The 25,304-nt window shown below is 63.0% G+C and carries 20 protein-coding genes; 9 read left to right on the top strand and 11 right to left on the bottom strand.

The annotated features are described in order from the left end of the window. Positions 1-2: 2 nt before the first annotated feature. The 5 genes from RN01_RS02210 (at position 3) to RN01_RS34860 (ending at position 2,506) form a co-directional block, all read left to right on the top strand. The gene (locus RN01_RS02210) at positions 3-272 is read left to right on the top strand and encodes a hypothetical protein (RefSeq protein WP_017510616.1); all 270 of its coding nucleotides are present in this window, start codon (positions 3-5) and stop codon (positions 270-272) included. Next, positions 265-498: a hypothetical protein gene (locus RN01_RS02205; protein WP_017510615.1), complete on the top strand. Its 234-nt coding sequence runs from the start codon at positions 265-267 to the stop codon at positions 496-498. The genes RN01_RS02210 and RN01_RS02205 overlap by 8 nt, the downstream gene beginning before the upstream one ends. Continuing rightward, the gene (locus RN01_RS32420) at positions 491-1,705 is read left to right on the top strand and encodes a zonular occludens toxin domain-containing protein (protein WP_052261163.1); all 1,215 of its coding nucleotides are present in this window, start codon (positions 491-493) and stop codon (positions 1,703-1,705) included. The genes RN01_RS02205 and RN01_RS32420 overlap by 8 nt, the downstream gene beginning before the upstream one ends. 85 nt (positions 1,706-1,790) lie before the next feature. After that, entirely contained in the window at positions 1,791-2,384 is a 594-nt protein-coding gene (locus RN01_RS34485) for a hypothetical protein (protein ID WP_017510613.1), read from the top strand. Next, positions 2,384-2,506 carry a hypothetical protein gene (locus RN01_RS34860; protein WP_017510612.1) on the top strand — a complete coding sequence of 41 codons (123 nt, stop codon included), beginning with the start codon at positions 2,384-2,386 and terminating at the stop codon, positions 2,504-2,506. The genes RN01_RS34485 and RN01_RS34860 overlap by 1 nt, the downstream gene beginning before the upstream one ends. A 199-nt stretch (positions 2,507-2,705) precedes the next feature. Here RN01_RS34860 and RN01_RS02190 read toward each other — a convergent pair whose 3' ends face one another. Then, a complete protein-coding gene (locus RN01_RS02190; protein ID WP_017510611.1) occupies positions 2,706-3,011 on the bottom strand; it encodes a hypothetical protein in 306 nt (101 codons plus the stop codon). Positions 3,012-4,025: 1,014 nt separating this feature from the next. Here RN01_RS02190 and RN01_RS02185 point away from each other — a divergent pair. Then, the gene (locus RN01_RS02185) at positions 4,026-6,083 is read left to right on the top strand and encodes a TonB-dependent receptor (protein WP_017510610.1); all 2,058 of its coding nucleotides are present in this window, start codon (positions 4,026-4,028) and stop codon (positions 6,081-6,083) included. 81 nt (positions 6,084-6,164) lie between these two features. Here the strand turns inward: RN01_RS02185 and RN01_RS02180 are convergent, their stop codons facing one another. From RN01_RS02180 to RN01_RS02145, 8 genes are all read right to left on the bottom strand, one after another. Further along, entirely contained in the window at positions 6,165-7,625 is a 1,461-nt protein-coding gene (locus RN01_RS02180) for an acetate kinase (protein WP_017510609.1), read from the bottom strand. A 543-nt stretch (positions 7,626-8,168) separates the two neighbouring features. Next, positions 8,169-10,583, bottom strand: a complete 2,415-nt coding sequence (locus tag RN01_RS02175; protein ID WP_017510607.1) for a TonB-dependent siderophore receptor — start codon at positions 10,581-10,583, stop codon at positions 8,169-8,171. Between the two features lie 10 nt (positions 10,584-10,593). Next, positions 10,594-12,828, bottom strand: a complete 2,235-nt coding sequence (locus RN01_RS02170) for a TonB-dependent siderophore receptor (protein ID WP_024570789.1) — start codon at positions 12,826-12,828, stop codon at positions 10,594-10,596. Between the two features lie 103 nt (positions 12,829-12,931). Next, positions 12,932-13,918 (bottom strand): FecR domain-containing protein, encoded by a 987-nt coding sequence (locus tag RN01_RS02165; RefSeq protein WP_024570788.1) that lies wholly within the window; start codon positions 13,916-13,918, stop codon positions 12,932-12,934. Positions 13,919-13,945: 27 nt separating this feature from the next. Next, a complete protein-coding gene (locus RN01_RS02160; RefSeq protein ID WP_008643876.1) occupies positions 13,946-14,446 on the bottom strand; it encodes a sigma-70 family RNA polymerase sigma factor in 501 nt (166 codons plus the stop codon). A 687-nt stretch (positions 14,447-15,133) separates the two neighbouring features. Continuing rightward, positions 15,134-16,117, bottom strand: coding sequence for a tripartite tricarboxylate transporter substrate binding protein (locus RN01_RS02155; RefSeq protein WP_024570787.1), 984 nt, complete (start codon positions 16,115-16,117; stop codon positions 15,134-15,136). Positions 16,118-16,186: 69 nt separating this feature from the next. After that, on the bottom strand, positions 16,187-17,884 hold the full coding sequence (locus tag RN01_RS02150) for a long-chain fatty acid--CoA ligase (RefSeq protein WP_024570786.1): 1,698 nt from the start codon (positions 17,882-17,884) through the stop codon (positions 16,187-16,189). 13 nt (positions 17,885-17,897) lie between these two features. Continuing rightward, positions 17,898-18,905: a tripartite tricarboxylate transporter substrate binding protein gene (locus RN01_RS02145; protein WP_024570785.1), complete on the bottom strand. Its 1,008-nt coding sequence runs from the start codon at positions 18,903-18,905 to the stop codon at positions 17,898-17,900. 296 nt (positions 18,906-19,201) lie between these two features. Between RN01_RS02145 and RN01_RS02140 the strand changes: the two genes are divergently transcribed. Continuing rightward, on the top strand, positions 19,202-20,392 hold the full coding sequence (locus RN01_RS02140; protein ID WP_017513731.1) for an AraC family transcriptional regulator: 1,191 nt from the start codon (positions 19,202-19,204) through the stop codon (positions 20,390-20,392). Here the strand turns inward: RN01_RS02140 and RN01_RS02135 are convergent. After that, on the bottom strand, positions 20,349-21,275 hold the full coding sequence (locus tag RN01_RS02135; RefSeq protein WP_017513732.1) for a LysR family transcriptional regulator: 927 nt from the start codon (positions 21,273-21,275) through the stop codon (positions 20,349-20,351). The genes RN01_RS02140 and RN01_RS02135 overlap by 44 nt on opposite strands. 281 nt (positions 21,276-21,556) lie before the next feature. Here RN01_RS02135 and RN01_RS02130 point away from each other — a divergent pair, with 281 nt between their 5' ends. After that, positions 21,557-22,861: an MFS transporter gene (locus tag RN01_RS02130; protein ID WP_017513733.1), complete on the top strand. Its 1,305-nt coding sequence runs from the start codon at positions 21,557-21,559 to the stop codon at positions 22,859-22,861. A 65-nt stretch (positions 22,862-22,926) separates the two neighbouring features. Then, positions 22,927-24,138: a M20 aminoacylase family protein gene (locus RN01_RS02125; protein WP_024570784.1), complete on the top strand. Its 1,212-nt coding sequence runs from the start codon at positions 22,927-22,929 to the stop codon at positions 24,136-24,138. Between the two features lie 39 nt (positions 24,139-24,177). Here the strand turns inward: RN01_RS02125 and RN01_RS02120 are convergent, their stop codons facing one another. Beyond that, a complete protein-coding gene (locus RN01_RS02120) occupies positions 24,178-25,050 on the bottom strand; it encodes a flagellar brake domain-containing protein (protein WP_008643888.1) in 873 nt (290 codons plus the stop codon). Between the last annotated feature and the right edge of the window lie 254 nt (positions 25,051-25,304).

Below are 25,304 nucleotides of genomic sequence, written 5' to 3'. Positions count from 1 at the left end.
CTATGGATTTCTTCGGGTTTCGTGCACGCCGTGCGCGTGCTCAGCTGTTGGAAAAGCTGTCTGACCTGCACGCTGAGTTGAATGAAGAATATCGGGACTCTGTCGCGGCTTATCAGGAGTGGAAGGATGTTTGGGAGGACAGTGGGGAAGACCCATACAGTAAGTACATGGACAAGGAGGATACGGAGGAGTTTCTGGGGGGGAGGGTCTATTCTTTGGCGACCAAGTTGGAATTGATCTCTGATCGGATTGAGGCGCTGCAAAATGACTGAGGACTACACCATCGATCAGCTGTTTGAGTTCGCTCAGACAGTCGCGGCCCGCAAGGAAGCCGTGGAGCTTCAACTGGAGCTGTACGGCGGAGACGACCCTGCGGTACTGGAGCTACGGGAACAGCTTGAGGAGCGCCTGGAGAGCTTGCAGCGCAAGGAGGACGCCATCAATGAACGGGTAGAGGCGATCATGTCTGCGGCTGGCTGGAGTCCTGAACATGATTAACTTGCTCTTGGGAGCCCCTGGTGGGGGCAAGAGTTACGAGGCGGTCGCCTATCACGTTCTGCCTGCGCTCAGTGCGGGCCGGAAGGTCGTGACCAATCTTCCCCTGGTGTTGACGGAGTTCCCGCCTGAACAGCGGGTCCTTCTGGATATTCGGACGGAGGCCAAGGGCAAAGCAGAGCGGCGCACCGGCCTGGCGGCGGCTCTGGGCGAGGATGCGGACGAGGAGGTGTTTCGTCGTCCCTTCTCCACGGTCGAATGCTACGGGGATACCTGGCGGCATCCCGATACTGGTAGTGGGCCGCTGTATGTCATTGACGAGTGTCATATGTGTCTGCCCAGGGACAGCACAGGGCGCAAGGTGCGGGAGTGGTACTCCATGCACCGTCACGAGCTGGCCGACGTGCTGTTGATCACACAGAGCTATGGCAAGGTGTCCAAGGACGTCATCGACCTAGTGCAGGTTTGCTACAAGGTCCGTAAGGCAACGGCGTTCGGGACGAACAAGGGGTACATCCGCAAGGTGTTTGATGGGGTGCGCGGGGATTGCGTCAATACTGCCGCCCGGCAGTACAACAAGCGCTATTTCAAGTTCTACCGCTCCCACACTAAGACCAGCCAGGCCGGGGAGGAGCTGGCCGCTAGTGACATCGTGCCGCTGTGGAAGCGGTGGCCGTTCATCGGCCTCGGGCTGTGCGTGATCATCTTTGTCGGCATGTTGATCGGTGGCGCGAGCCCTAACCCCATGAAGGCAGGCAAGCCGGAGAAAAAGGCTCCCAACCCCTCTCTTGCCTCTGTCAGTCCTGGCGCTGTCCGTCCGCAGGGGAGCCCGCCTCCCGGAGCCGCGCGCACGGAGGAGCACGGCGGGAGGGAGGAGGGCGGAGCTGCGACACCTGGTCGTCATCAGACTGACGGGCATCCCTTCGCTGGCCTGGGGATTCATATCTCTGGTCTGGTGACCTTCGCGGGTAAGGCTCCGGTCTACGCCGTCACCATGTCTCAGAACGGACAGGCGATCTTCTGGACGACCTCGGAGGAGCTCGTGGAAGCGGGCTACCAGGTCAAGCGGATTAGCAATTGCGCCATGGGCCTCAAGTTCAAGGACATTGAGCTGGTCGCTGTGTGCGATGCACCGGTTGTTGGCATCACGACTGGGGAGGGTGTGTTGACCGATAAGGGCAAGCGCACCGGTCCTTCCGATAGTGTTTGATTTTTCGTTACTCAGAAAAGTGTAACAGTAATTGAATATCCGTTACTCGTAACATAAAATAGAATCATCGAATCGGGAGGCGAATATGCGTGACGTAACGGATAACGTGACTGGCGAGCTGGATGTGGAAGTCAAGCGCGGTCGTGGTCGTCCTCGCAAAGAGGGCGCGTTGACCAATGCGCAGCGTCAGGCAGCTTTCCGCGCTCGCCGTCGAGACAATGCCGTTACCGTAACGAAAAAGGTGATCGCACCTGTCCAGGACGTGGACGCCTACGACGAATGCCGAATCGAGGTGGAGACGCTGCGTTCTGAACTGGCCGAGGCTCGCGAAAAGATCATGGGACTGTCGATCGGAATCGAGAACAAGCACAAAGCAATGCTGCGTGCTGAGCGTGAGCGCGATGAGGCATTGGCCGCTGCAAAGAAGGGTGCCGGGAAGTCTCTGGCGATCAATGGAAGCGATGCCGATGTTGTGGAGCTTTCGCTTCAACTTCTTGAAATTGCCTGCAAGCGCAAGACGATTGCGGGGCGGAATGCACTTTATAAGTCCACCGCCTGGAAGCGTGCCTTTGATCTCGTGCTGAAGCGTGAGTTGTATGAACGATTCTCCGACTGCGTCTTCGGCCCTGATCTTGATCCCGTTACGGGTAAGGTAGTAACGAAAAAGGGGGCTCAGTGATGACTGAGGGATGGCTGGACTTGACTTGGTGGGATGTGCTGGTCACTGTCGGCGTGACCTTCGGCGTGATCTTTGTCTGCTCCGCCGTCTTTATCTCCGCATTGCTGTCACGGGACGTCTAGCGTCAGGAGTGTCCGCGCTCGTCCAGAACCGCGTATTGCATTAAGCCAGGGCAATCCTCGTGGCGGTTGTCGAGCGGCTCAGCGAGGCTGGCGGGACCGAGTAGCGGGCGGCGCGGCTCGGTCGTTGCGAAGTCGTGGCCGGGCTAAGGCTCCCCCTCACTGCAAGCCAATCCCCGGCCTTTCTACTGCGATGACGCGTCTAGTGAAACCATCGACCGTAGTTCTTGGCGATGATCAGCAACACTGTCCCGACACCGGCCATCCAAAGCAGCTTGATAGTCCAGTGCCATTGCGCTCCGGGTAGCTCTGGCGGCTCGTTTCTCTGATCAGCGCCGTCGCGGCTGTTCTTGGGGCTCTCGGCGCGAAATGCTCTTGGGTTGTAGACGGCAGCCTTGGCTGCACGGTCTCCGTCCTTTTCCGGCCGACGCCACGCCGCGTCCTTTCGGGGCTTGCCGCTTTGCTGGTTGTAGCGGTCCCGCCACCAATCCCTGTCATAGATTCCCATCTTCGACCCCTCTTTTTTTGGCGCATTTTAACGGGTCCGGGGGAAACATCTGTATCCACGCCTGTTCTATTTCAAATCGATGCACTCGCATTGTGTCGACTGTCCATGCTGGAATTGGTCGTCTGCCGGTCTGCCAATCCCTGATGGTTCTGTCGCATCGGCGCAATAGACGGATGAGGTGTTTTCGTGATAGCCCGCTGGTGTAGTGCTCGAATTCTGATTGACTGACCCAGCGCCTGGACGTGTTTTTCATGGGCGTCTCTGGCAAGAAAAAAGCCAGCAACCTTAGGTGCTGGCTTCTGCGCTTTGAACCCCCGATGCAGGGGCTTGACTGATGTTTTCTGCGACTTCTTAAAACTTGATTCGATGTTCATAATGTATATTATGTTAAATGAATGATTAGGCAGCGATTTGATTGAAGACGCTGCGCATAAGGCTACCTCTTCGGCAAGCCTGGCGGGTGGGCTTAGGTTGAGGTCCCATTCACAGTTACTGCTTTTTGTTGGGCACGGGTGTCGCCCCCAACCTGGGATCGGCCATGCTCACCCGAACCGGCAAATTGCCCTCTTTGCGACTAAGCCACTAAGCCGCGTAATGCGTCCGCGCATGTGAACTGCGCCGCTTCCATTGCACCTGCCCAACGTGTGGCTCGTTTGGTATTGACTCGGCCACACTGACGCAGCGGGCCATGCCGGTGGCAGTGTGCAAGGATCTTCAACGGCTTAGCTCCTTCGGCCACCTGCCACATGTGCGGCTTTTCGCATCGTCCCCGGCCGCGCGTGATGCCACAACTGGCTGCAATTACGAGACCGCTTCGGTCTGCGAGCGGCCCCCGCCCTGCCCGTTCGATCTGCACCACATCGGTGCTTGCTCGTTGGTATGAAGTTTGCGCACTTCTTCATACCAATTCACAAAACAAAAATGAGCCAGAGCAATTCTTCTCGTCGGGCGCCTTTGCGGCGCCCGACCTCGCCCAAACTTCGCCTTCGCGCGGCGACACTTGGCGCTATTCCAGTGAGCGCCCTTGCAGGCGGCCTTCAGCAAGCCCAACAAGAGCTTCCGGCGATCACCGTCCAGGCAGCACGTTTCGATGTCGCGACTGCGGATTCCACCGTCTCCGCCAACCAGGGCTACGTCAGCCGCGAGCAACTCGCCAATCGCCCATTGTTGCGTCCCGGCGAACTGCTGGAAACCGTCCCGGGACTGATCGTCACGCAACACAGCGGCGACGGAAAAGCGAACCAGTACTTCTTACGGGGCTTTAACCTTGACCACGGCACCGACTTGTCCACGACCGTGGCGGGCATGCCGGTCAACATGCGTACCAACGCCCATGGCCAGGGGTACACCGATCTCAATTTCGTGATTCCCGAGTTGGTCAGCGGTATCGCCTACAAGAAGGGCACGTACTTTGCCGAAGAGGGAGACTTCTCGGCGGCGGGTGCCGTGAGCATGGACTACGTGTCGCAACTGCCGACCGGTATCGCGCAGATCGAACTGGGCCAGCACGACTACCGTCGGGCGGTATTGGCCAATTCCCACCAGGTGGGCCCCGGCACCGCGCTCTGTGGGCTGGAATGGCTGCAGGTGAATGGTCCATGGGTGTTGCCGGAAGGCGTGCGCAAGCTCAATGGTATGTTCCGTTACACGCTGCCGCTCAGTGCCGGCGAGCGCGTCAGCATCACCGCCATGGGCTATCGCAATAGCTGGGACTCGACCGACCAGGTGCCGCAGCGCGCGATCAACGAAGGGCTGATCTCCCGCGTCGGGAATATCGATCCCACGGACGGTGGCTATGCGTCGCGCTACAGCCTGTCCGCCGACTGGCTCAGGCCCGTGCAATCGGGCTTGTTCAGGGCGAATGCCTATGTCATCAAGAGCCGGCTGCAACTGTTCTCGAATTTCACCTACGCGCTGAACAACCCGGAGCGTGGCGACCAATTCCAGCAGTTCGAAAATCGCGTCACCGCGGGCGTCAATGCGTCGCGGCTCTGGTTCGGCAAGCTGGGGCTGCGCGACACCGAGACCGAGGTCGGCGCGCAGGTCCGATTCGACCGGCTGGACCCTATCACACTGGCCAATTCGGAAGAGCGGCAGATCTACGAAACGATTCGGACCGATACGGTCAACGAAACCAGCGCCGCGCTATATGTGCGCAACACAACCGAATGGCTGCCTTGGCTGCGCACGATCGCAGGGCTGCGTGCGGATCAGTTCTGGTACGGCGTTTCGAGCGACAACCCCGCCAACTCCGGAAACGGCACCGACCACATCGTCAGTCCCAAGTTCAGCGTCGTGATGTCGCCGGCCGACCAGACCGAAGTGTTCCTGAACTGGGGGCGCGGTTATCACAGCAACGACGTACGCGGCGCCACCACCACGATTGACCCGTCCACGGGCAAGCCGGCGCAGAAAGTCAGCGTTCTCGTGCCAGCCACCGGCTACGAGGTCGGCGTGCGCCCCCGGCGGCTCGCCCCCGGCCTGCAGTTGTCGGCCTCGCTCTGGCAACTCGACATCGGATCGGAACTGGTCTTCTCGGGCGACAGCGGCACGACAGAACCGAGCCGACCAAGCCGCCGCCGCGGGATTGAACTGGCAGGCTACTATGCACCGCCCGACGGCCCGCTCGCCGGCTTGATCCTCGATGCGGACGCGGCTTTCTCGCGGGCACGCTTCCGCGATCACGAGGAAATCGGCGACTACATTCCGGAATCGATCCAGACCACGGCGTCGGCCGGCGTGTCGTACCACACCGGACGCTGGTCGGTAGGCGCGCGGGCCCGCTATTTCGGCCCACGTCCGCTCATCGAGAACAATAGCGTGCGCTCCGCCTCCTCGTTTCTCGTCAACCTGAAGGTGGGCTATAGGCTACTGAAGGGCGTGCGGATTTTTGCCGAAGTTCTGAACGTGTTCGGCAAGCGGGTCAACGACATCGACTACTACTATGCTTCGCTGCTGAAGGGCGAAACGTCACCGCTCAACGCAGACGGCTCGCCTGCCGGGATCAACGATCACCATATCCACCCCGCCGAACCGAGGACGTTCCGGGTTGGTGTCTTGTGGAGTTTCTGAACATTGAAGCTTGCGAGGCATGATGCAAGCGACGATTGACGGGTTCCGATTTTCGTCCCGACTTTACAGCTCGTCATGCCTTTAGAAGGTGATCGGCAGCCGCACCGTGACTGTCAGGTCAGGGGTGTCGCGTGTCACGCCCGCGCCCACCGACAGGTTCAGCGTGTACCGGTTGTTGAAGCGATACGAGTAGCCCACCAGCAGCGTGCCCTGCGTGATACGCACCGATCCCGCGATGGTTTCTCCGTTCTGCTTGGTCGGCCAGATGATGCTCTGGTCGTAACCGATACTGAATGACGCGCTCTCATTGATCGCCAGACCCATGCCGAAGTTGAACTCGAACATGTCTCCGGGAGCGATCTTGCCAAGGAACTCCTGCTGGCCAGCAAGCACATTGCGGTAGACATTGTCACGCGCGAAGTTGTGCATGTAGCTGAAGCCGCCGAAGAGTACCGCCGGTTCGGTTGGAAACAACCACGTAATGCCGGGCTGGATCGCCTGGAAACCGGTTCCCGTTGGCATGCTCAGGGGTAGACCGGTGCCGGTGGCATTGCCCACGCAACGGGTCACGCAATCGGTGACCACCTGGAACGGATCCCTGCCGGTGTTCGACTTGTAGCGCAGCCAGCCGATGAAGTACGGCATCTTCTCGCTGCCGTAGTTGAGCTGGTAGCGAAGGGTCGCTTCCACATCGCCAAGGCCGCTGCCATTGGCGGTGAAGGCGCTGTCGACAGCGGTCCCCGTGAAGACCTCGTGACTGATCGTGTTGCTGCTTGCGCTCACGTACGGCACCTTGGCTTCTATCTCGAGGCGCTTGGTGATGCCGTAGCGGAATGCGAACGCGCTGATGTAAGTGGACGTCCTGATGTCGCGCACATCGATCAAGCCGACCAGTATGGCGGGGATTACCGTGTAGCCCACCAGCGACACCGAGTCGCCGTACGAGTAGCTGTACTGGAAGCTCGGCTCGACGACAATTTTGCCGACTGGCGTGAGCACGCCTGGCTGGTCGAAGATCGGCGCGATTGCCGGCGGGCGCGTGTCGCGCTCTGGCGGATTGCCCACCGGCTGCTCGGCACCTGCTGCGGATTCGCCCTGCTGTTCGCCCTGGGCTGCCTGACCCTGTTGCGTATCCTGTGGCGTAACGGCCTGTGGCGGCGTTTCGGATGGCGTCTGCTGGGCCTGCGCGGTGCTGTTGATCTGCGTGGCGCTGCTGGCTGCCGCGGCCGCTGCTGCGGCGCCGGTCGCGGCATTGCCCGGCGTCGCGCCGGCGCCAACCTCTGCCTGGCCGCCGCGCTTATGCGCCAGCATCTCGTTGTCCACAGTGTTACGAAGTTCGCGAATGATATCCGCCCGTTCGGTCAGCACTCGCTTCATGGCTTCGAGCTGCTTCGCCCGCTCGGCGATTTCCTTCTGTAGCGACTCAAGCTGCGCGAGGGTGGGAGCGTCATCAGGCGTCGTCTGCGCATGGGCCATGCCGCCTAGCAGCAACATCGTGGAGCAACTGGCAAAGCGAGTGCCCCACAGCGAGCGCTTCTTCATGACGTCCTTCTCCCAAGGGCCGACGCTCGGCTACCCGGATGCTCGAAATCGGCCCGGTCGATGTTCGCCTGCGCGCACCATGGCTTGCGGCGACTTCATTCCGGACGATATTCGGACAACCCTGCACCGAGGGAAAGTGGTCCATGCTCAATAGGAACGCAAACGTCCTCATGCTTGCGTTGACCGCCTTCGCGCTCTGGATGCTCTGGATGCCCTGGCTATTGAGATTATGCTGACGTAGGTTGGACGGCAAGTTCGATACCGCACCTACGTAGTGACGATCTTGCCCGTGACTTGGCGGATCAAGGTGACAATCTGTCAACTGTTCAATGCCACCAGATCACCTTCCATATGTCTGCGCAAAAAATCATTAGGGAGGCGGAGGTATGCTGCCCAGACATCAGGTGGAGCCATACTCCTGGCAGTTCGGAATGCTACGGAGCCATCGCAAGGCTGCTGCCTCGCAATGTGAGACCGCAGATAGGGTCCTGTGTGGGACCCACTGAACATGGAATCGCGACCTTTGCCTGCAGGCGCTGACAATCAGAAGCTGGCAGTTACTGAGACCAATGCGACCCGTGGATCCGCTTGAGCCAGCCCTCCGTAGGCATCAACGGCGGCCCATCCTCGTCTTCCCATAACGTTGCGAATGGCAAGACGCACCGTGGCGGGATAGCGCGCGCCACTCACGCGATATCGCATTCCCAGGTCCCAGCGAGTCCACGATGGCACCTGCTGGGTATTCGCCGCATCCACATACTGCGCACCGTTGCTAGCCACGGCAGTGACCAGCGTCAGGCCTGGAATCTGGCGGACGTCCCATTCCGCACCAAGATTGAGTTGCCACGATGGCACGCCGACCGGGGTCTTTCCAGACAGCGCTGGACTCCCCGAGATCGTCGCGTCGAGCCACATCGCACCGGCGTTGACGCGCACGCCTGGCAGCAACTCGTGTCGTACGCCAAGTTCCAGTCCGCGGTTACGCTGCTCGCCGTCGGCCGCAAAACTCGCCCCACTCATCACGCCAACAGGCCTGCTGATCTGGAAGGCGCTGAAGGTCGCCTCAAGGTCTTGCCGCGCGAGCCTGACCCCGGTCTCGTACTGGGTAGAACGGTAAGGTGCCATCACCTCACCTGCGTTTGCCGCGCTCGTCGGCGCGACATCTCCTTTGCTGAGTCCGTCAATGCGGTGCGCGTAGAGTGATACGGCCTGGTTCGGCTTGAACACGATACCGAGCAGAGGGGCTAACGCACCCGCGTCGTAGTGCTCGATCACAACGCCTTCCGGGTTGAAGTTGTCGGAACGAATGCGCTGATAGCGAAATCCGGCCGTCAACTGCAAGGACTCATCCCTTGTCGATACCGTGTCGACAAGGGACAACCCTGTCAGGTACGTCGACGACACCTTGGGCACGCTGGCAGGATCGGCAATTGACTGCGGGGGTAGCGGCACGGGATCGTAGAGATTGGTAAGCGACGTGATCGCAGAGTTCACGAGTCCGCGATTGAGCCGGTCCCTGTAGCCGCTGGCAGACAGTGCAATACGATGCGTCATCGGGCCGATGGCAACCCGCCATCGCATACCGGCTTCGGCGCTAGTGCGTGCCACGTCGAATCGGTAGTTCGTATCGGATACGGATACGTCTCCCGCCTCGTTGATGATCGTCGGCGTGATGGCGAAAACGCGCGCCACACGTGTGCGGCCACCTCCGACGTGGGCGAACACCTGCGTGTTCTCGTCAACGTCGTAGGCAACCCGCGCCAATGTCGCGCCATCGTGGATTTCCGAAGACTCCCATGGCTGGGATATGTTGCGATGGCCGTCCGGCGCCGCTGGCACGTCGATACCCGCAACGATATGCAGCAGCCGGAACGGCGCCGATATCCGCTCATACTGGGCGATGACATCGAGGCTCGCGCGCAACTGGCTGCCGCGATAGTCGAAAGCCAGCGCCCCCGAGCCGGCATCGCGATGCTGGTTGTCCAGGGCGGTATCACCACCGCGGTAGCCACCATTGAAGCGAACGCCGAACGCACGGTCGCCGCCGAGCCGTCTGCCCACATCGATGTTCGCGCCAAACTGGGACAACGAGCCATAGTCCGCAGCAGCCTCGGTCACGTCCCCGTCCCCTGCCCGCTTCGGCACGATGTTGATGGCGCCGCCCACGCTGCCGCCAGGTGACATGCCGTAGAGCAGCGTCGCGGGGCCCTTGATCAGTTCCACCCGCTCGACGTACCCCGTCGCAACGCGATAGTTGGAGGCGATGCCGTAGACGCCATCGAACGCAATTTCGCCGAAGTTGCCGTTGCTGTACGGAAATCCGCGAATCGTGAAGGCGTCGAGAATGCCGCCCGGCTTGCTGACCGAGCGAACCGAAGCATCGTTCTCCACGACATCGGCCACGCTATACGCCTGCTGGTCCCGGATCTCGCGCGCGTCGAAAACCCGGGTACTGACTGGCGAGTCCATGCCGCCTATGCTTCCCAGGGCTCCCAGATTCACGGTGCGGGCGATTCCATGACCGGCTTCCGTGCCCTGCGACACATCAGCGCGATAGGCCTGGCCGACTACAGTCACCGTGGGCAATGTCTGCGCGGCTTCCGCCTGCGTGTCGGCGGCAGAGGCCTTGCGTATCAGGTACCCCCCATCGCGCAGGTCGACGGCGTAGTAGCCAGTCTCGTGAAGCAGAATCCCGATGCCGTCGGCAATCGTATGCGGCCCCGTCAGCCCCGCGCTGTGCAGCTTCCGCAGCGCGTCGGCATCGAAGGCCAGGTCCATCTTCGATGCCGTGGCGAACTGTATGAGCACCACGTCCAGCGGACCGGGTGGTATCGAGTAGGTGTGAGCCTCGGCCGCCGCCCCTTGCACGGAACCAGCGGCCGGACAGTCCTGGGCATCCAGGATGATAGCCGTCGCGAGAATGATCCCAACCAGGATCTGGCGGCAGCCTATCTGCATTGACCCTGCATCAGAAGTCCACCGTCACCGAGCCGAGGAACGTGCGCGGCGCGCCCTGCGAGATCGTGCTGTAGGAAGCCACGCCCGACCAGTAATGCTTGTCGAAGGCATTGATGACCGTGGCCCGGAACGTGGTGGTCTTGCCCGACACCTTCGTCCGGTAGCGAGCCCCAACGTCGACGGTGGTCCACGACGGCACCGACTGCGTGTTGGCCTGGTTGACGTCGGTGCGACCCGTGTAGTTGAGCGCGCCAGTCAACGTCAGGCCCTGCAGCCAGGGCAGGTCCCATTCGGCGCCAAGATTGGCCATGAAGTCCGGTACGCCCACCGGCCGGTTGCCCTGCGTCGCAGCGCTATTGGTCTTGGTCAGCTTGCCGTCCAGCCAGGTAATGCCGCCCAGCAGCCGAACCCGCCGCATCACTTCGCCAGAGACAGTCAGTTCCAGCCCCTGATTTCGTTGTTCGCTGTCCACAGCGTAAACCGTGCCGAACAACTGGCCGCTCGGCTTGGTCATGCGGAAGGCTGCCAGCGTGGCCATGATGGATCCGGCATCGACCTTGACGCCGACCTCTTGCTGCTTCGTCTTGTAGGGGGCGAATACCTGACCTGCATTCGAGGCAGTGGCCGGTGCGATATCACCCTTGCTCAGCCCCTCGACATAGTTCGCATAGAAGGAAACATTGCGCCATGGCCTGAAGACGATGCCGGCCAGCGGCGTCACAGCGTTCTCGTCATACGAGGACGACTTTGCGCCGGTTGCGGTGTTGTAGTTGTTCGACTCGACCTGTTGATACCGCAAGCCAAGCGTCAGGGCCACGCGATCATCCATGGTGCTGACCGTGTCGACCAGGGCTACGCCGGAGAGCGTGGAATCCGACACCTTGGGAACAAAGCTCGGCGGCGCGATCGACTGCTCGGGGCTCACCACCGGGTTGTAGATATTCGAACGGACCGGCGTTCCCGCGACGTTGGCGTTGGCAATACGATCCGAATAGAGATTGGCCTGCAATGCAAGTGCATGCTTGACCGGACCGGTGTCGAACTTCGCTCGCACGCCGGTATCGAACGACATCCGATTGATCTGAAACCGCCAGTTTTGCACTGCGGCGGAAGTATCGCCTGCCGCGTTGAGGATTGTCGGGGTCTGGTCCGAGAGGCGGGACACGTCGGACCGCGTCCCGCCAGCATCGGCATAGACAGTGACGTTGTCCGCCACGTCATATTCGACGCGCAACAGCGTCGAGACGTCGTTGGACTTCCACCATCCCCAAGGCTGCGTGACGTTACGCCGGCCATCGGGTGCCGCCGGCACTTCGATGCCAGGAGCCACCAGGAACGGGCGCGTCGGCGCATCGATCCACTGGTACTGCTCGATCAGGTCCAGCGATGCCCGCAGACGGTCGCCGTGATAGTCCAGCGATACGGCCGCCACCTCGCTGCGTGACTTCTGGTTGTCCAGCGGCGTGGGCCCCTGACGGTGCAAGCCATTGAAGCGAACGCCCCACTCCTTGTCGTCGCCCCAGCGACGGCTCAAGTCAACGGCCCCGCCCACTTGGGCGTCCGACGCATAGTCGAGCGTGAAGCGTGTCAGGTCCGTGGCACCCGCCCGCTTGGGAACGAGGTTCACCACGCCCCCCACGCCGCTGTTGGGCGACATCCCGTAGAGCATGGCGGCCGGCCCCTTGAGGACCTCGACGCGCTCCATGTACTCAGGAAACAGATGGTAGTTCGGCGAAACGCCATACACGCCGTCGAACGCGACTTCCGACAGGTTCCCTTCATTGATCGGGAAGCCACGAATCATGAACGAGTCGGTGACACCGCCGGTCTGGCCGGTGAAACGAATCGAAGGGTCCGCGTTGAGCACGTCGGCCAGGGTCACGGCCTGTTGGTCCTCGATGCGCTGGGCCGTGTAGCTGGTGGTGGAGAACGGGGTGTCCAGGCTGCCACGGTTGCCGAGCATCCCGAGGCGGCCGCCGCGCGCGGTTTGCCCGCCCGCATAGGCTGCCGGAAGATCGGTGGAATCACTGGCGGCCACGGCGCTCACCGTCACTGCGGGAAGGGTGGTTTCCGGAGCCTTGTCCGTGGAAGTCTGCGCGGCGGCGTTGATCGACATGGCACCCGAGCCGACGGCAAGGCAGAGCATCGCCTGATGGAGTGCGGCAGCAAGTGGCTTGGGCGAAGGGAGGCATGCGGACTGGGTGCTGGTGCGGGATGACAGATGGCGGGATCGGTGTGACGACATGGTTGCGAAGTCCAGAGCGGATTGAAGAGGGTTCCTACAATCCAAGCCGGACAGGTCGCCCAATCCCCTCAATTCACCTCGATTTTTTTCACATCACCCTGTCTCAGGCATGCACCCTGGGCCCGACGCGAATCCAGTAGCGCGTGAAGTACGACACCCGGATCGGCAGCGCCTTCTCCAGGAAACGCAGCGTGCGATCCGTATCGTCGATGCGGTACGCACCCGAGATGACCAGATCCGCCACGGCGGGATCGCAATCGATGCGCCCGTGGCGATAGCGGGCCAGCTCCGCAAGCACGTCGGCCAGGCGCATGTTGCTGCCGGAAAGCAGCCCGTTGGCCCAGCTGTCGGGCGACAGCGCGGCGGCATCGCTCAATGCGCTCGTGTCCTGCGTCATCGTCCATTTCGTGCCCGGTGTGGCAACGGCTTGCGATGGCGCTTTGCCGTCGTGCAGCGCGACCGCGCCCTGCTGCACGCTGACACACGCGCGATCCGCTTCGAGCCGCACCGCGAAACGTGTCCCGAGCGCGCGCATCGCGCCGAACGGCGTTTGCACACGGAATGGCCGCGCTGCGTCGCCGTCGTGCCCGGTCGTGACCAGAATCTCGCCACGCCGAAGCAACACGTCGCGATGCTGGCGATCGAAGCGAATATCAAGGGCGGTCTCGGTATTGAGCACGACGATCGTGCCATCTTCCAGCGCGAGCCTGCGTTGTTCGCCCACGCCGGTACGCACGTCGGCGGCCCAGCTTCTCCATGGCGATTCGCGATAGGCCATGGACAACCCAAACGCCGATACGCCACCCAGACCCAGCAACTTGATCGCCTGGCGGCGCCCTGCCTGGCGGCGGCCGCGAATGGTCTCGGCGTTGCGGAGCGTCTCCACAGCCAGCTTCGCCGGCACACGGGGGAATCCATCGCGTAGTGATTGGATGCGTTGCCATGCCAGCCGGTGCCGGGGATCCGCGCCCTCCCAGACCAGAAAGCGCTGGCGCATCTCGTCGCTGGGTTCATTGAACAGCAGGCGGACGGCCCAATCAATGGCCGCATCAATGACTTCTGACGGCAAATCGGCTTGCGAACTGGACATCTTTGCGCCCTGTGCTTGTGCCGGTTGCTAAGCGCCGAACTGCAACGCGTAGCATCGGCGCAGCGCCTGGCTGATGTACCGCTCGACGGTCGCCAGCGACATGCCAATGCGCTCCGCGATCTGCGGGCAAGTCAGGCCGTCGAGCTGCGCCAGCAGGAATGCCGTGCGCGCGTTCGGCTTCAGCGTATCGAGCATCTGATCGATCTCGATCAACGTCTGCAGGAAGTGCAGACGGCTTTCGGGCGATGGCGTATGTGCTTCCGGCAATTGAGCCAGCGTCTCCAGCCACGCTTGCTCAAGTTCCCGCCGCCGCCAGAAATCGATGACCAGCCCATTGGCAATGGTGCCCAGGTAGGTGCGCGGCTCGCGGATCTCGACGACTTTCCTGTGAAGCACCCTGACGAATACATCCTGGGCGATGTCCGCCGCATCGCATGCATTGCCGATCTTCCGCAACAGCCAGCCTTGCAGCCAAGCGTGATGCCGGCTGTAAAGGACATCGACCTGCGAACGGGTACCTGGATCCATCGCGACTACCTCATCTCACCGCAGCGGGGGTCATCAGGTCTTCCAGGAAATACGCCGCCAACTGAGGGCGCCCCGCTATGGACGAGCTGATTGAGATCCCAACCCTGATAGGCAGGAAAAACGGCAAGTAAAAGAGGCAACCTGGTGGACATAGACACTGCTGCGGGCACCGCCGTGCTGCACGGCGGTTCAGGAATTTCGGATTCGCATCAGATGCAAATGTAACTTATTCTCACTTACGAAGAAAGAACGTTACTAGAAACACCGCCACATGTGTCGCATACGGCATATGAGATGTCTGGGACGTGTCCAAACAAATGCCGCGCCAAGGCGAAACAGCACTGGCCACTGAATCGCACGCACTAGGTCGTCAAGGATTGGACACGGCACCGCATTGGCGTGGTGAAGCCAATGTTCTACGCGCGCCTGATCGGCAGCGAAAAGACGTTTCAGGGCGAGACCCTGCCCCTCGACATCGTGCCAAGTGGCAAACCCCTGCAATTTCGCGCGATCTTCAAGGACACACCGTTTCCCGGCGCGGATGTGAGGTGTTCGCACGCGAGGTCGTGCACGACCTCCGCGTCTGATTGCTGGAAAAGCCATCACGGGCAACTGGCGGCCATGGGCTGGGACCTTTCCTCCAAACATCGGAACCTGTCCGATAGCCCGCGCGTGATCCGACGGTGTTTAGTCGAGCTGGATATGGGCGTCCTGCACGATCTTGGCCCACTTGGGCATATCACCCGAGACCACCGCCGCCAGTTCCTGCGGCGCCGACCCGACCGGTTGCAAGCCCATGCCCGCCAGCTTCTGGCTGATTTCAGGCAGCTTGACGATCCGCGCCACCTCGGTGGCCATACGGCTGGTCACGTCTTTCGGCGCATTGGCGGGCAGGAACAGCGCAAACCATCCGCTAGGCTCAAATCCCGGCAAGCCCTGCTCCGCGAACGTCGGCACGTTCGGAATCGCCTTGTAGCGCTGGGTACCGGTAATGCCCAGGATCTTGAATTTGCCGCTGGTCAGGTACGGATACGCCGATGTCACATCGACGAAAGCCGAATCCACCTGGCCGCCGAGCAGATCGTTGAGCAAGGGCGCAGCCCCTTTGTACGGAATATGTGTCAGTTCGACGCCGGTCTGCTGCCGTAGGAGTTCGCCGTGCAGATGCGACGAAGTCCCGTTGCCGTATGAGCCGTAACTGAGCTTGCCGGCCTTGGCCAGCGCGACGAACTCGCGTAGCGTGCTGGCCGGAACGCGGTTGGGCACGACAAACAGGTCGGACGATTTGGCAATCAGCGAGACCGGCGTGAAATCCTTGTTCACGTCATACGGCATACGCTTGTAAAGGCTGGGCGACTGGATCAGCGCGGTGATGGCCAGCAGCACCGTGTAGCCATCGGGCGCGGCCTTGGCCACGGTATCGTTGCCCAGCATGCCACTGGCGCCGGGCTTGTTGTCGACGACCACGGGCTGGCCCCAGGCTTCGGCCAGCCGCTGGCCGATCATGCGGCCCACAGTATCGGTGCCGCCGCCGGCCGGATACGGCACGACCAGCCGGATCGGCTTGCTCGGGTAGCTGGGCTGGGCCAGTGCCTGGCCAACGCCGCCCAGCATGGCGGCGCCCGCCAGGGTGCCGGCTTGCGCCAGCCAGGTTCGTCTGCTCGTTTGCATGAAGCTGTCTCTCTCAAGAACTGGATTCGGTACGCCGGATACGCCGGATACACCGGCCTCCCCCGCCGCCTATGCCCGCATGGCGTCTTCCTGCAGCGCGCGCCACTGGATCTTGCCGGTGGCCGATTTGGGCAGCGCGTCCACGAACTCGACGATGCGCGGCACCTTGTAGGCCGCCAAACGCTCGCGGCACCAGGCCATGATGCGTTCCGCATCGGCCTCCGGTGTGCCGCGCGATTCGGGGCGCAGCGCCACCACGGCCTTGACCGTTTCGCCGCGATGCTCATCGCGCGCGGCGATCACGCAGGCCTCGTGGATGGCCGGGTGGCCGTAGAGCAGGTTTTCCACCTCGGCCGGCCAGACCTTGAAGCCAGACGCGTTGATCATGCGCTTGAGGCGGTCGCGCATGAAGAAATAGCCCTCTTCATCCATGAAACCGAGGTCGCCGGTACGTAGAAAGCGCTTGCCGGCGATTTCGATGAAGGATTCCGCATTGGCCTGCGGGTTGTTCCAGTAGCCCTGCATCACCTGACCACCGTGGACGACGATCTCGCCGATCTCGCCCTGCGGCAGTTCGGCGAGCGATGCGGGGTCCACCACGCGGGCGTCCACGCCGAAGGTGGCGATGCCCAGGCACTCACGCTTGGGCTTCTGGCGCGGGTTGGACAGCAGGAACGACGCGGTCTCGGTCATGCCATAGGCCTCTACGTACGGCAGGCCGAAGCGCTCCTGCAACATGTTGGCCACCGCGTCGGGCATGGCCGCGCCGCCGCCACCCAGAAATGCCAGGCTGGACAGGTCACGCCGGGCGACATCGGGCTGCGCGAAAAAGTCCACCAGCATGGCCGGCGGCGCGCCCCAGGCCGAGACGCGGTAGCGTTCGATCAGATCGGCGGCAAGCGCGCGGTCCCAGCGCGGCATCAGCACCACGGTGGCACCCAGGTAGATCGGCGAATGCATGCAGTTCTGCATGCCGAGCAGGTGGAACATCGGCGCCACCGCCAACACCACCGATTCCGGCGAACTGCTGCGCCAGACTTGCGAGCCCACCGCGGAACTCATCATGGTGCCGTGGGTATGCATGCAGCCCTTGGGATTGCCCGTGGTGCCGGAGGTATATGCCAGCATGCAAAGCGTGTTGTAGCCAGCCTCGTGCGCACGCGGACGCTGGCCGGCGGCATTGCGCGCGGTGTCCCAGTCCACCGGCATGGCGCCACCCGGGGCCGCGCGCTGCGCGGGAGCAGGCTCGCGGAGCCAGGCCGGAACCGGCAGGCCACCATCGTCTCGCAGCATCCCCGCGTAGTGGTACGTGATCACATGACGCAGCGCCTTGCCATGCAGCGGCGCGACGCGCTCATACAATTCGCTGCCGCAGAACGCGGCCACCGCGCCGCTATCGGTAACCACATGCTCCAGTTCGGCTTCCAGCCACATCGGATTGGCTGGCACGACCACCGCCTCGGCACGCAGGATGGCGTAGTACGCCACGATGAACTGCGGGGCGTTCTGGCTGTAGAGCACTACCCTATCCCCGGGCTGAATGCCGCAGCTTTGCTGCAGATAGCCGGCCATCCGTTCGACGTCATCCAGCAGTTCCGCATAGGTGATCGCGGTGCCAAAGTACTGGATCGCCGTCTTGCCGGGATAGCGCCGCGCGGCCACTTCCAGGTTGTGGAACAGGCTGGTCTGCGGCACATGCAGCGTGCCAGGCAGGCCGGCAGGCCAGGCGGGAGAACGGTAAGGCTGGGACGTACTGGCGGACTTCATGTCAGGCAAAGGCTCAATCAAGACGAATGTTGTGGGTACGGATCACTTTGCCCCAGCGGGCATAGTCGGCCTGCACGGTCTGCGCAAAGGCATCGGGCGTGCTGCCGGTCAGGATCACGCCCATGTCGTTCATGCGCGTACGCACGGTGGGGTCTGCCAACACCTTGTTGACGTCGGCAGAGAACTTCTCGACGATCGGCCGCGGTGTGGCGGCGGGCAGCAGCAGGCCAAACCAGCCCAGCGAATCCATCCCCGAAACGCCGCTCTCCTTGAAGGTCGGCACATCAGGCAGTTGGGGCGAGCGCGACGCGCCGGTCACGGCAAGCGCGCGCAGACGCCCGGACGCGGCGTGGGGCTTGGCGCCCATCACCGAAATCACCGCGGCTGGCACCTGGCCACCGAGCAAGTCGTTCAACTCCGGCGCCTCGCCCTTGTACGAGACGTGGATCATGTCGAGGTTGGCGGATTCGTTGAATATCTCGCCGTAGAGGTGGCCGCTCGATCCCGTGCCATACGATCCGAAGGAGTAGTGCCTGGGCTTGGCGCGGACCAGCGCGATGAATTCCTTCAGGCTGGTGGCCGGCACCGCACTGCTGTTGATGGCAAACACCAGGTTGGTGGTGCCAAGCTCGGATACCGGCGCAAAGTCCTTGACCGGGTCAAACGGCGCCTTGGTGTAGAGGCTCGGTGCCTGCACGAGCGTGGTGATGGTCAGCAGCGCGGTGTAACCGTCTGGCTCCGCGCGGGCTACGGCCTCGGCGCCGATCATGCCGCTGGCACCGGGGCGGTTTTCCACCACGACCGGGCGCTTCCATACCTTGCCGAGGCCATCGGCAATTGCCCGCGCCAGTACGTCGGTAGCCCCGCCGGCCGGGTACGGCACCACAAGGCGCACGGATTTCGACGGGAAAGCCCCTTGTGCCATGGCGGTACCGGCGCCTGACAGGCCAGCAACGGTACCTGCCAGCGCCAGCGCTCCGGTGCCAAGACGCAGCAATGCACTCCGGCGATTTGCCAGCATGTGGTTGTCTCCTTTCTTGTTGTCCTTTTGTCCCGGGTCGCTGCCGAGTCCGGCGTTGCCGGCGGCGATCCGCCCGGCTCCGGACTTCTGCATAGTGAGAGAGTGCGTGATCCGGCACGGTCTGGACAATGACCAGACAACCCAAAATCATTGGCCGAATCGTTCAGACGGAAGGCAGGCTTTGGCAAATCCCGATTGTGTGGCGCGAACCGGGCGCGGTAAGGTCCGCATCAGCCCGGCATGCCGCCATTGCGCGCGGCAGGGTTCCGGAGCTGCCCTACACGACGAGGAGACTCATGCACATTGTTGCCACTCCCGCTCACCGGCACCCCGTGCCGGGCAAGCAGCGCAGCACCGCTGTACCGGGGCCGGCATTGGCTGGCACTACTGGCACCAACATCGCCCCGCTTGCGACAACGCCAACGCCAGCGCCGGCCCGCCATACCATCGCCATCCATCATGTCGACCAGATCCTGCTCGGGGTGCGCCGACTGGGATTCGACATCGATGCCGTGCTGCGACGCGCCGCGATCTCTCCAGCGCTGCTGGCATCGCCGAACGCGCGCGTGACCCAGGACCAGTACGCCGCGCTGATCCGTACGCTGCGCCGCACCACGCGCGACGAACTGTGGGGCCTGCTTAGCCGCCCCGTGCCTCCCGGCGTCTTCGCCCATGCGGCCGGCGCGATGATCCACAGCGCCACCCTGGAGGAGGCCATCCAGGCCGGGTTGCGCCAGTATCGGCTGCATATCGACGAATTCACGCCACGGCTGCACCTCAGCCCCGATGGCAAGACGGCTTCCCTGATATTGCACGGGCATGCGCCGGCCACGCCGTGCCAGATCTTCGCCAAGTCGACCTTCGCGTTCCATGCTTACGGCCTGATCAACTGGCTGGTGGCGCGGCGCGTGCCCCTGTCGCACGTCGATCTGGGTTCGGGCCCGCCCCAGGCGCTGACCGACACCGAGCGCATCTTCAATACGACGGTCCGATACGGGCAGTCCTGCACGGCCCTGCACTTCGATGCCGCCTGGCTGCGGCTGCCAGTGATGCAGGATCCCGCCGGCCTGCGCGAATTCCTGCTGGAGACCCCGCACAAGCTGCTGGTGCGTTATCGCGACAATAGCTGCCTGGCGGAACGCATCCGGCTGCACCTGCGCTCCCACCTGGATGACGAGCTGCCGTCGCTGGAGCAGATGGCGCAGATGCTGCGCCTGACACCGCAAACCCTGAGCCGTCGCTTGCGCGATGAAGGCCGCGGTTACCAGAACATCAAGGACAACCTGCGCCGCGACGCGGCGATCGGCATGCTCGAGCACTCATGCCTGTCGCTGCAACAGGTGGCGCTGAGGCTGGGCTTTTCCGAGCTGAGCACCTTCCACCGCGCATTCAAGAAATGGACCGGCGTCGCGCCCGGCGAGTACCGGCAGCGCGGCATGCAACCTATCTCGCCCATCCAGGACGATAGCCCTCGGCAAAGTGCCTGATTTCCTTGCTGAACTCGGCACAGACATGCGTCATCAGGTCCATCGAGCGATAGACCAGGTAGACGTTGAAGTCCGGCAGTTCGTCCTCCATCGGTAGCACCTCCAGCGAACCGGGGTCCATGCGCAATGGCCCGCCAGTGCCCCGGAAAACGAAATCTGACCACATGCTGATGAGGTCGGTTTTGGTCGCCAGCTGCAGCCCCAGCAGATTGGATGCGCTCTGCACGATCCGGCGCGGTATTTCCAGTCGGTGCAACCGCATCAGGCTCGATATCGGGCTGCCGGGGTCATCGAGCGGGTCCAGCACCAGCCAGTCGGCATCCAGCAGCGGACGCAGCCGGCGGACGCGTCGCAGTGGATGGCCCGGCCGCACAGCCAGACGCATCGGCACCGAGAACAAGGACTCCCACTGGAGTCCGCCCGCTCCCGGCCCGCTATTGGTGGAGATCAGCCCGAGATCAAGCCGCCCCTCCCGCAGCCCCTCCTGAATCTGCTGCGGGCGCTGCTCGAAGCCACGCAAGGCGACGTTGGGAAAGCGCTTGCGCAACGCCGCCATGGCATCAGGCAGCGGGCCACTGGAGGCCACGGCGGTAAACCCGATGTTGAGTTCGGCTTCCGCATGGCCGCGTATGGATTCGATGTCTTCCAGCGCGTGACGCAGTTCCTGTTCGACCACGGTGGCGCGCTTGACCAGCGCCATCCCGTACGCGGTCAAGCTCACACCGCGCACGGAGCGGGACAGCAGCGTGACGCCAAGCTCTCGCTCCAGTTCAGCGATGGCCTTGGATAGCGCGGGCTGCGAAATATGCAGCCCGCGTGACGCCTCGTGGATGCTGCCGTGCTGCGCCACGGCCAGCAGAATGCGCAGTTGATGTAGCTTCACGTTCGCCTGGTCTCCCCTCTTCTGCGCGCCCGCTGCGGCGTCCCGACCGGACCATGCCCGCATCAGGTGCGTCGCGCGCCTGTGCGGTGCAGCATGCGTCCGGTCTCTCGCGCCAGCACTTCCGGGCTTTCCCCGATAGCCGGTGAACACTGGTTATGACGGTGATTCTATTTGGTTATCGGGATGAATATTTGCGATTTTGTAGGTTCGCGACTTCCCCGAATACTTCATCGCCAAGGGTTCCTGCACAGAAGCCCGTCCCCCACCTTCGGAGACCACCGATGAATGACGCCACCCTGCAGCCGGCTCTTGCCCCCGCACCGGCTGCCGCCGAGCCACGACGAACCAGCCAGGCCCGGTTGATCGCCGCCTGCTCCATCGGCAACGCGCTGGAAATGTATGACTTCACCGTCTACAGCTTCTTCGCGCTCATGATCGGCAAGCTGTTCTTCCCCTCCGAGAGCGCCTACGGTTCGCTGCTGCTGGCCGTGGCAACGTTCGGCATCGGCTTTGTGATGCGGCCTTTGGGCGGCTTCGTGATCGGCAACTATGCCGACCGCCACGGGCGCAAGGCTGCCATGACGCTGACCATCGGCCTGATGGTGGTTGGAACGCTTTGTCTGGCGGTGGCCCCGACGTACGCCACGGCGGGCCTGCTTGGCCCGTTGATCATTCTGGCGGGGCGTCTGCTTCAGGGCTTCTCGCTGGGCGGCGAGATCGGTGCCTCCACCGCCATGCTGATGGAGGCCGGCGGTATCCGCGGGCGTGGCTTTCGTGTGAGCTGGCAGCTTGGCAGCCAGGGCATTGCCGCCCTGTGCGGCGCGCTGACAGCGGCGGTGCTGTACGGCAGCCTGTCGCCGGAAGCGCTGCAGAGCTGGGGATGGCGCGTGCCGTTCTTCCTGGGCTTGCTGATTGCGCCCGTAGGCTTTTACATCCGATCGCATCTGGACGAAACGCACACGGCCGAGACCCATGCGCCAAGCCCGCTCGGCACGCTGTTCCGCGAGCACGGCACCCTGGTGGCCAAAGGCGTCCTCACCATCATCGGCGGCACCGTCGGCACGTATCTGGTGATCTATTTCATGCCGACCTACATGATCCGGGAACTGCATCTCCCGGCCTCGCTATCGCTGCTGGCCGGCTGCGTCACGGGTCTGACCAGCTTTGCCGCGTCGCTCTGCTCCGGCTGGCTGGCCGACCGCCTCCAGCGCCGCAAGCCGCTGGTGGTCGCCTCCATCCTGTTCACCGTGGTGGCCCTCTATCCGGCCTTCTGGCTGATGACGCACTACCCCAGCGTGCCGCTGGTGCTGTCGCTCTCCGCGCTGCTGACCGCGAGCCTGTATCTGGGAACGACGCCACTGCTGCTCATGATGATGGAGATGCTACCGATCAAGGTACGGGCCAGCGGCCTGTCGGTGATCTACGCCATCGGCGTCACGGTGTTCGGCGGCTCATGCCAGTTCGTCGTCACCTGGCTGCTGGCCCGCACCGGCAATCCGCTGTCCCCAGCGTTCTACATGATGGCCTGCAGCGCCGTGACATTGCTAACCGTGCTGACCCTGCGCGAAGTGCGCGAAACCCACTGACCCGCCAGCATCTGCCAGCACCCGCTAGCCGCCGATTGCCCCCTTTCCCCGCAAGGAACCCTGACATGACCAAAGCGCCCACGCTCCAGCCCTTTCAACTGCTGCCCCATCTGCTGCCTCCGGTCGACATCGACGCCGAGACCTTCGTCAACATCCGTCGTCAGATTCACGCCCAGCCCGAACTCGGCTTCGAAGTCGGCGCCACCAGCACGCTGGTGACGCACCTGCTGCAGAGCTGGGGCTATGACGTCCACACGGGTATCGGCAAGAGCGGGGTGGTAGGCCAGTTGAAACTAGGCAACGGCACGCGCCGGCTGGGCATTCGCGCCGACATGGACGCGCTGCCCATCGTCGAAGCCACCGGCCTGCCCTATGCCAGCCGCAACCACGGCAAGATGCACGCCTGCGGACACGACGGGCATACCGCGATCCTGCTGGCCGCGGCGAAAGCGCTGGCCGACAGCCGCAGCTTCGACGGCACGCTCAACCTGATTTTCCAGCCTGACGAAGAGAACCTCTGCGGCGCGCGCGCGATGATCGAAGACGGGCTCTTCGAGCGCTTCCCCTGCGACGCGGTTTTTGCGCTCCACAATATGCCGGGCGTGCCGGCGGGTAGTTTCCGTGTGTTGCCAGGGTCGGTCAGCCTGTCTTCCGACGTGGCCGACATCACCATCAAGGGCGTGGGCGGGCATGGGGCGATGCCGCACCGCGCGCGTGATCCGATTGCAGCATCCGCCGCGATCGTGACGGCGCTGCAAACCGTGGTAGCCCGCAATGTGGCGCCAGACGACACCGCCGTCGTGTCGATCGGTTTCATTCGTGGCGGCGCCACCCACAACGTGATCCCCGAATTGGTAACCCTGGGCGTCAACGTGCGCGCGGCGCGGGCGGAAACCCGGGCGATGGTGGAGCAGCGCATCCGCGAGATCGTCAGCCTGACCGCGCAGGCCCACGGCGTCGAGGCACACATCGACTACCGCCAGCTCACCCCGCCCATGGTCAATACCGAAGCCGAAACCCGACTGGCGCAGCGGATCTGCACCGATCTCGTGGGGGCGGAGAACGTCGTCACGCAAGCCCCGAAGGGGCTCAACGGCAGCGAGGATTTCGCCTGGATGCTCAATAAAGTCCCGGGCTGCTACCTGATCCTCGGCAACGGCGAAGGCGAATTCGGCGGCTGCATGGTGCATAACCCCGGCTACGATTTCAACGATCAGGTGCTGCCGCTTGGCGCCGCCTGCTGGGTACGGCTGGCGCAGACGTACCTGACAGCCTGACTGCCTGAGCCCCGATCTGGCCGCCGGCCCCGTCGGCGGCTAGTCCTTCGCCAGCTTTGCCGGGCGCATGGTCGCGCTTTCCAGCAACTGTTCGTGGACGAAGGAGCGCAGCAGCAGCGCCTCGCGTTCGCCATAGCCGTCAAACGCCACGCCGACGCTGTGGTACGGCGCGGCGGCGCCAGCATTCGGGTCCTGCCGCGTCCAGCCCTCCAATGAGAAGGCCGACTTGATCCCGCCGGTGCGCAGCGTGAACGCCAGCCGCACCTGCAAGCCCGGCGCGGTCAGCGCGTCGTTGGCCGTGGAAACCGACACGCCGCCGGTACTCAGGTCCGTGATCAGCACGGTCTGAGGGGCGTCGGCACCATCCACCCGGGACATTCGTCCCACCAGCCGGACCGGCACACGGATGCTGCCACGCATTTCACGGGCATCGACATGGCTGATGTCCGTAAGCATCCAATAAGGGAACGGCGTGCGCGAAGTCGCCCGGACACGTGCCGAAAAGCTGTGGATGCTGGTGCCCGTGAAACCACGGACCAGCACCAGATCGCCGTCGCAGGGCTCCGCAGACGTGCCGGCCAGGCCGGGCCACGCCACGAACACGGCGTCATCGTTGAAACCGATCAAGCGGCTCACCCAGGCGCGCTCCAGATCGCCCGGTCGCTTGACGTGCAGCAGCGTGCCGACCAGCAGCCCGTAACCGCCGGCCCATGGGGGCGATGGCTCGTCCGGCCTGAGCGGCGCCATGTCGTCCGCCCAGAAACAACGTCCCGCCTGCAGCACGAGCGCAACTTCGTCCCCGGTCTGGAAGACGGTTCCCTCATCCGCCACGGGAAAGCCCAGTTCATCGACCAACGCCGATTTCAGTGGCTGCCCCAGCTCGATCTCATTTGCCAGAATTTCCCTTCGCATTGCAGTCTGCCCTTGATTCTTCCCTGGTCGTGCCTGTTGGCCCTTACTCTACCGCCGTATCTGTTGCAAGCGTTCGAGTGCCTTGTGCGAATTACCAATCAATCACCTTTGGACAAGCGTCAATGTGCGCTGTTATATTGCCTGAGCCGATTTTGTCTCGGTTTCATGCATGTGAGCGACGCTATCCATGACCTCTGAACTGTCCACGTCTACAACCGGTCCCCGGTATTCCGCTCGCCAGTTTCCTGAATTTG

Origin of the sequence: Cupriavidus sp. SHE, assembly GCF_000812445.1 — a bacterium.
GTDB classification, from domain to species: Bacteria; Pseudomonadota; Gammaproteobacteria; order Burkholderiales; family Burkholderiaceae; genus Cupriavidus; species Cupriavidus metallidurans.
This window is presented reverse-complemented; position numbering and strand designations above follow the sequence as displayed.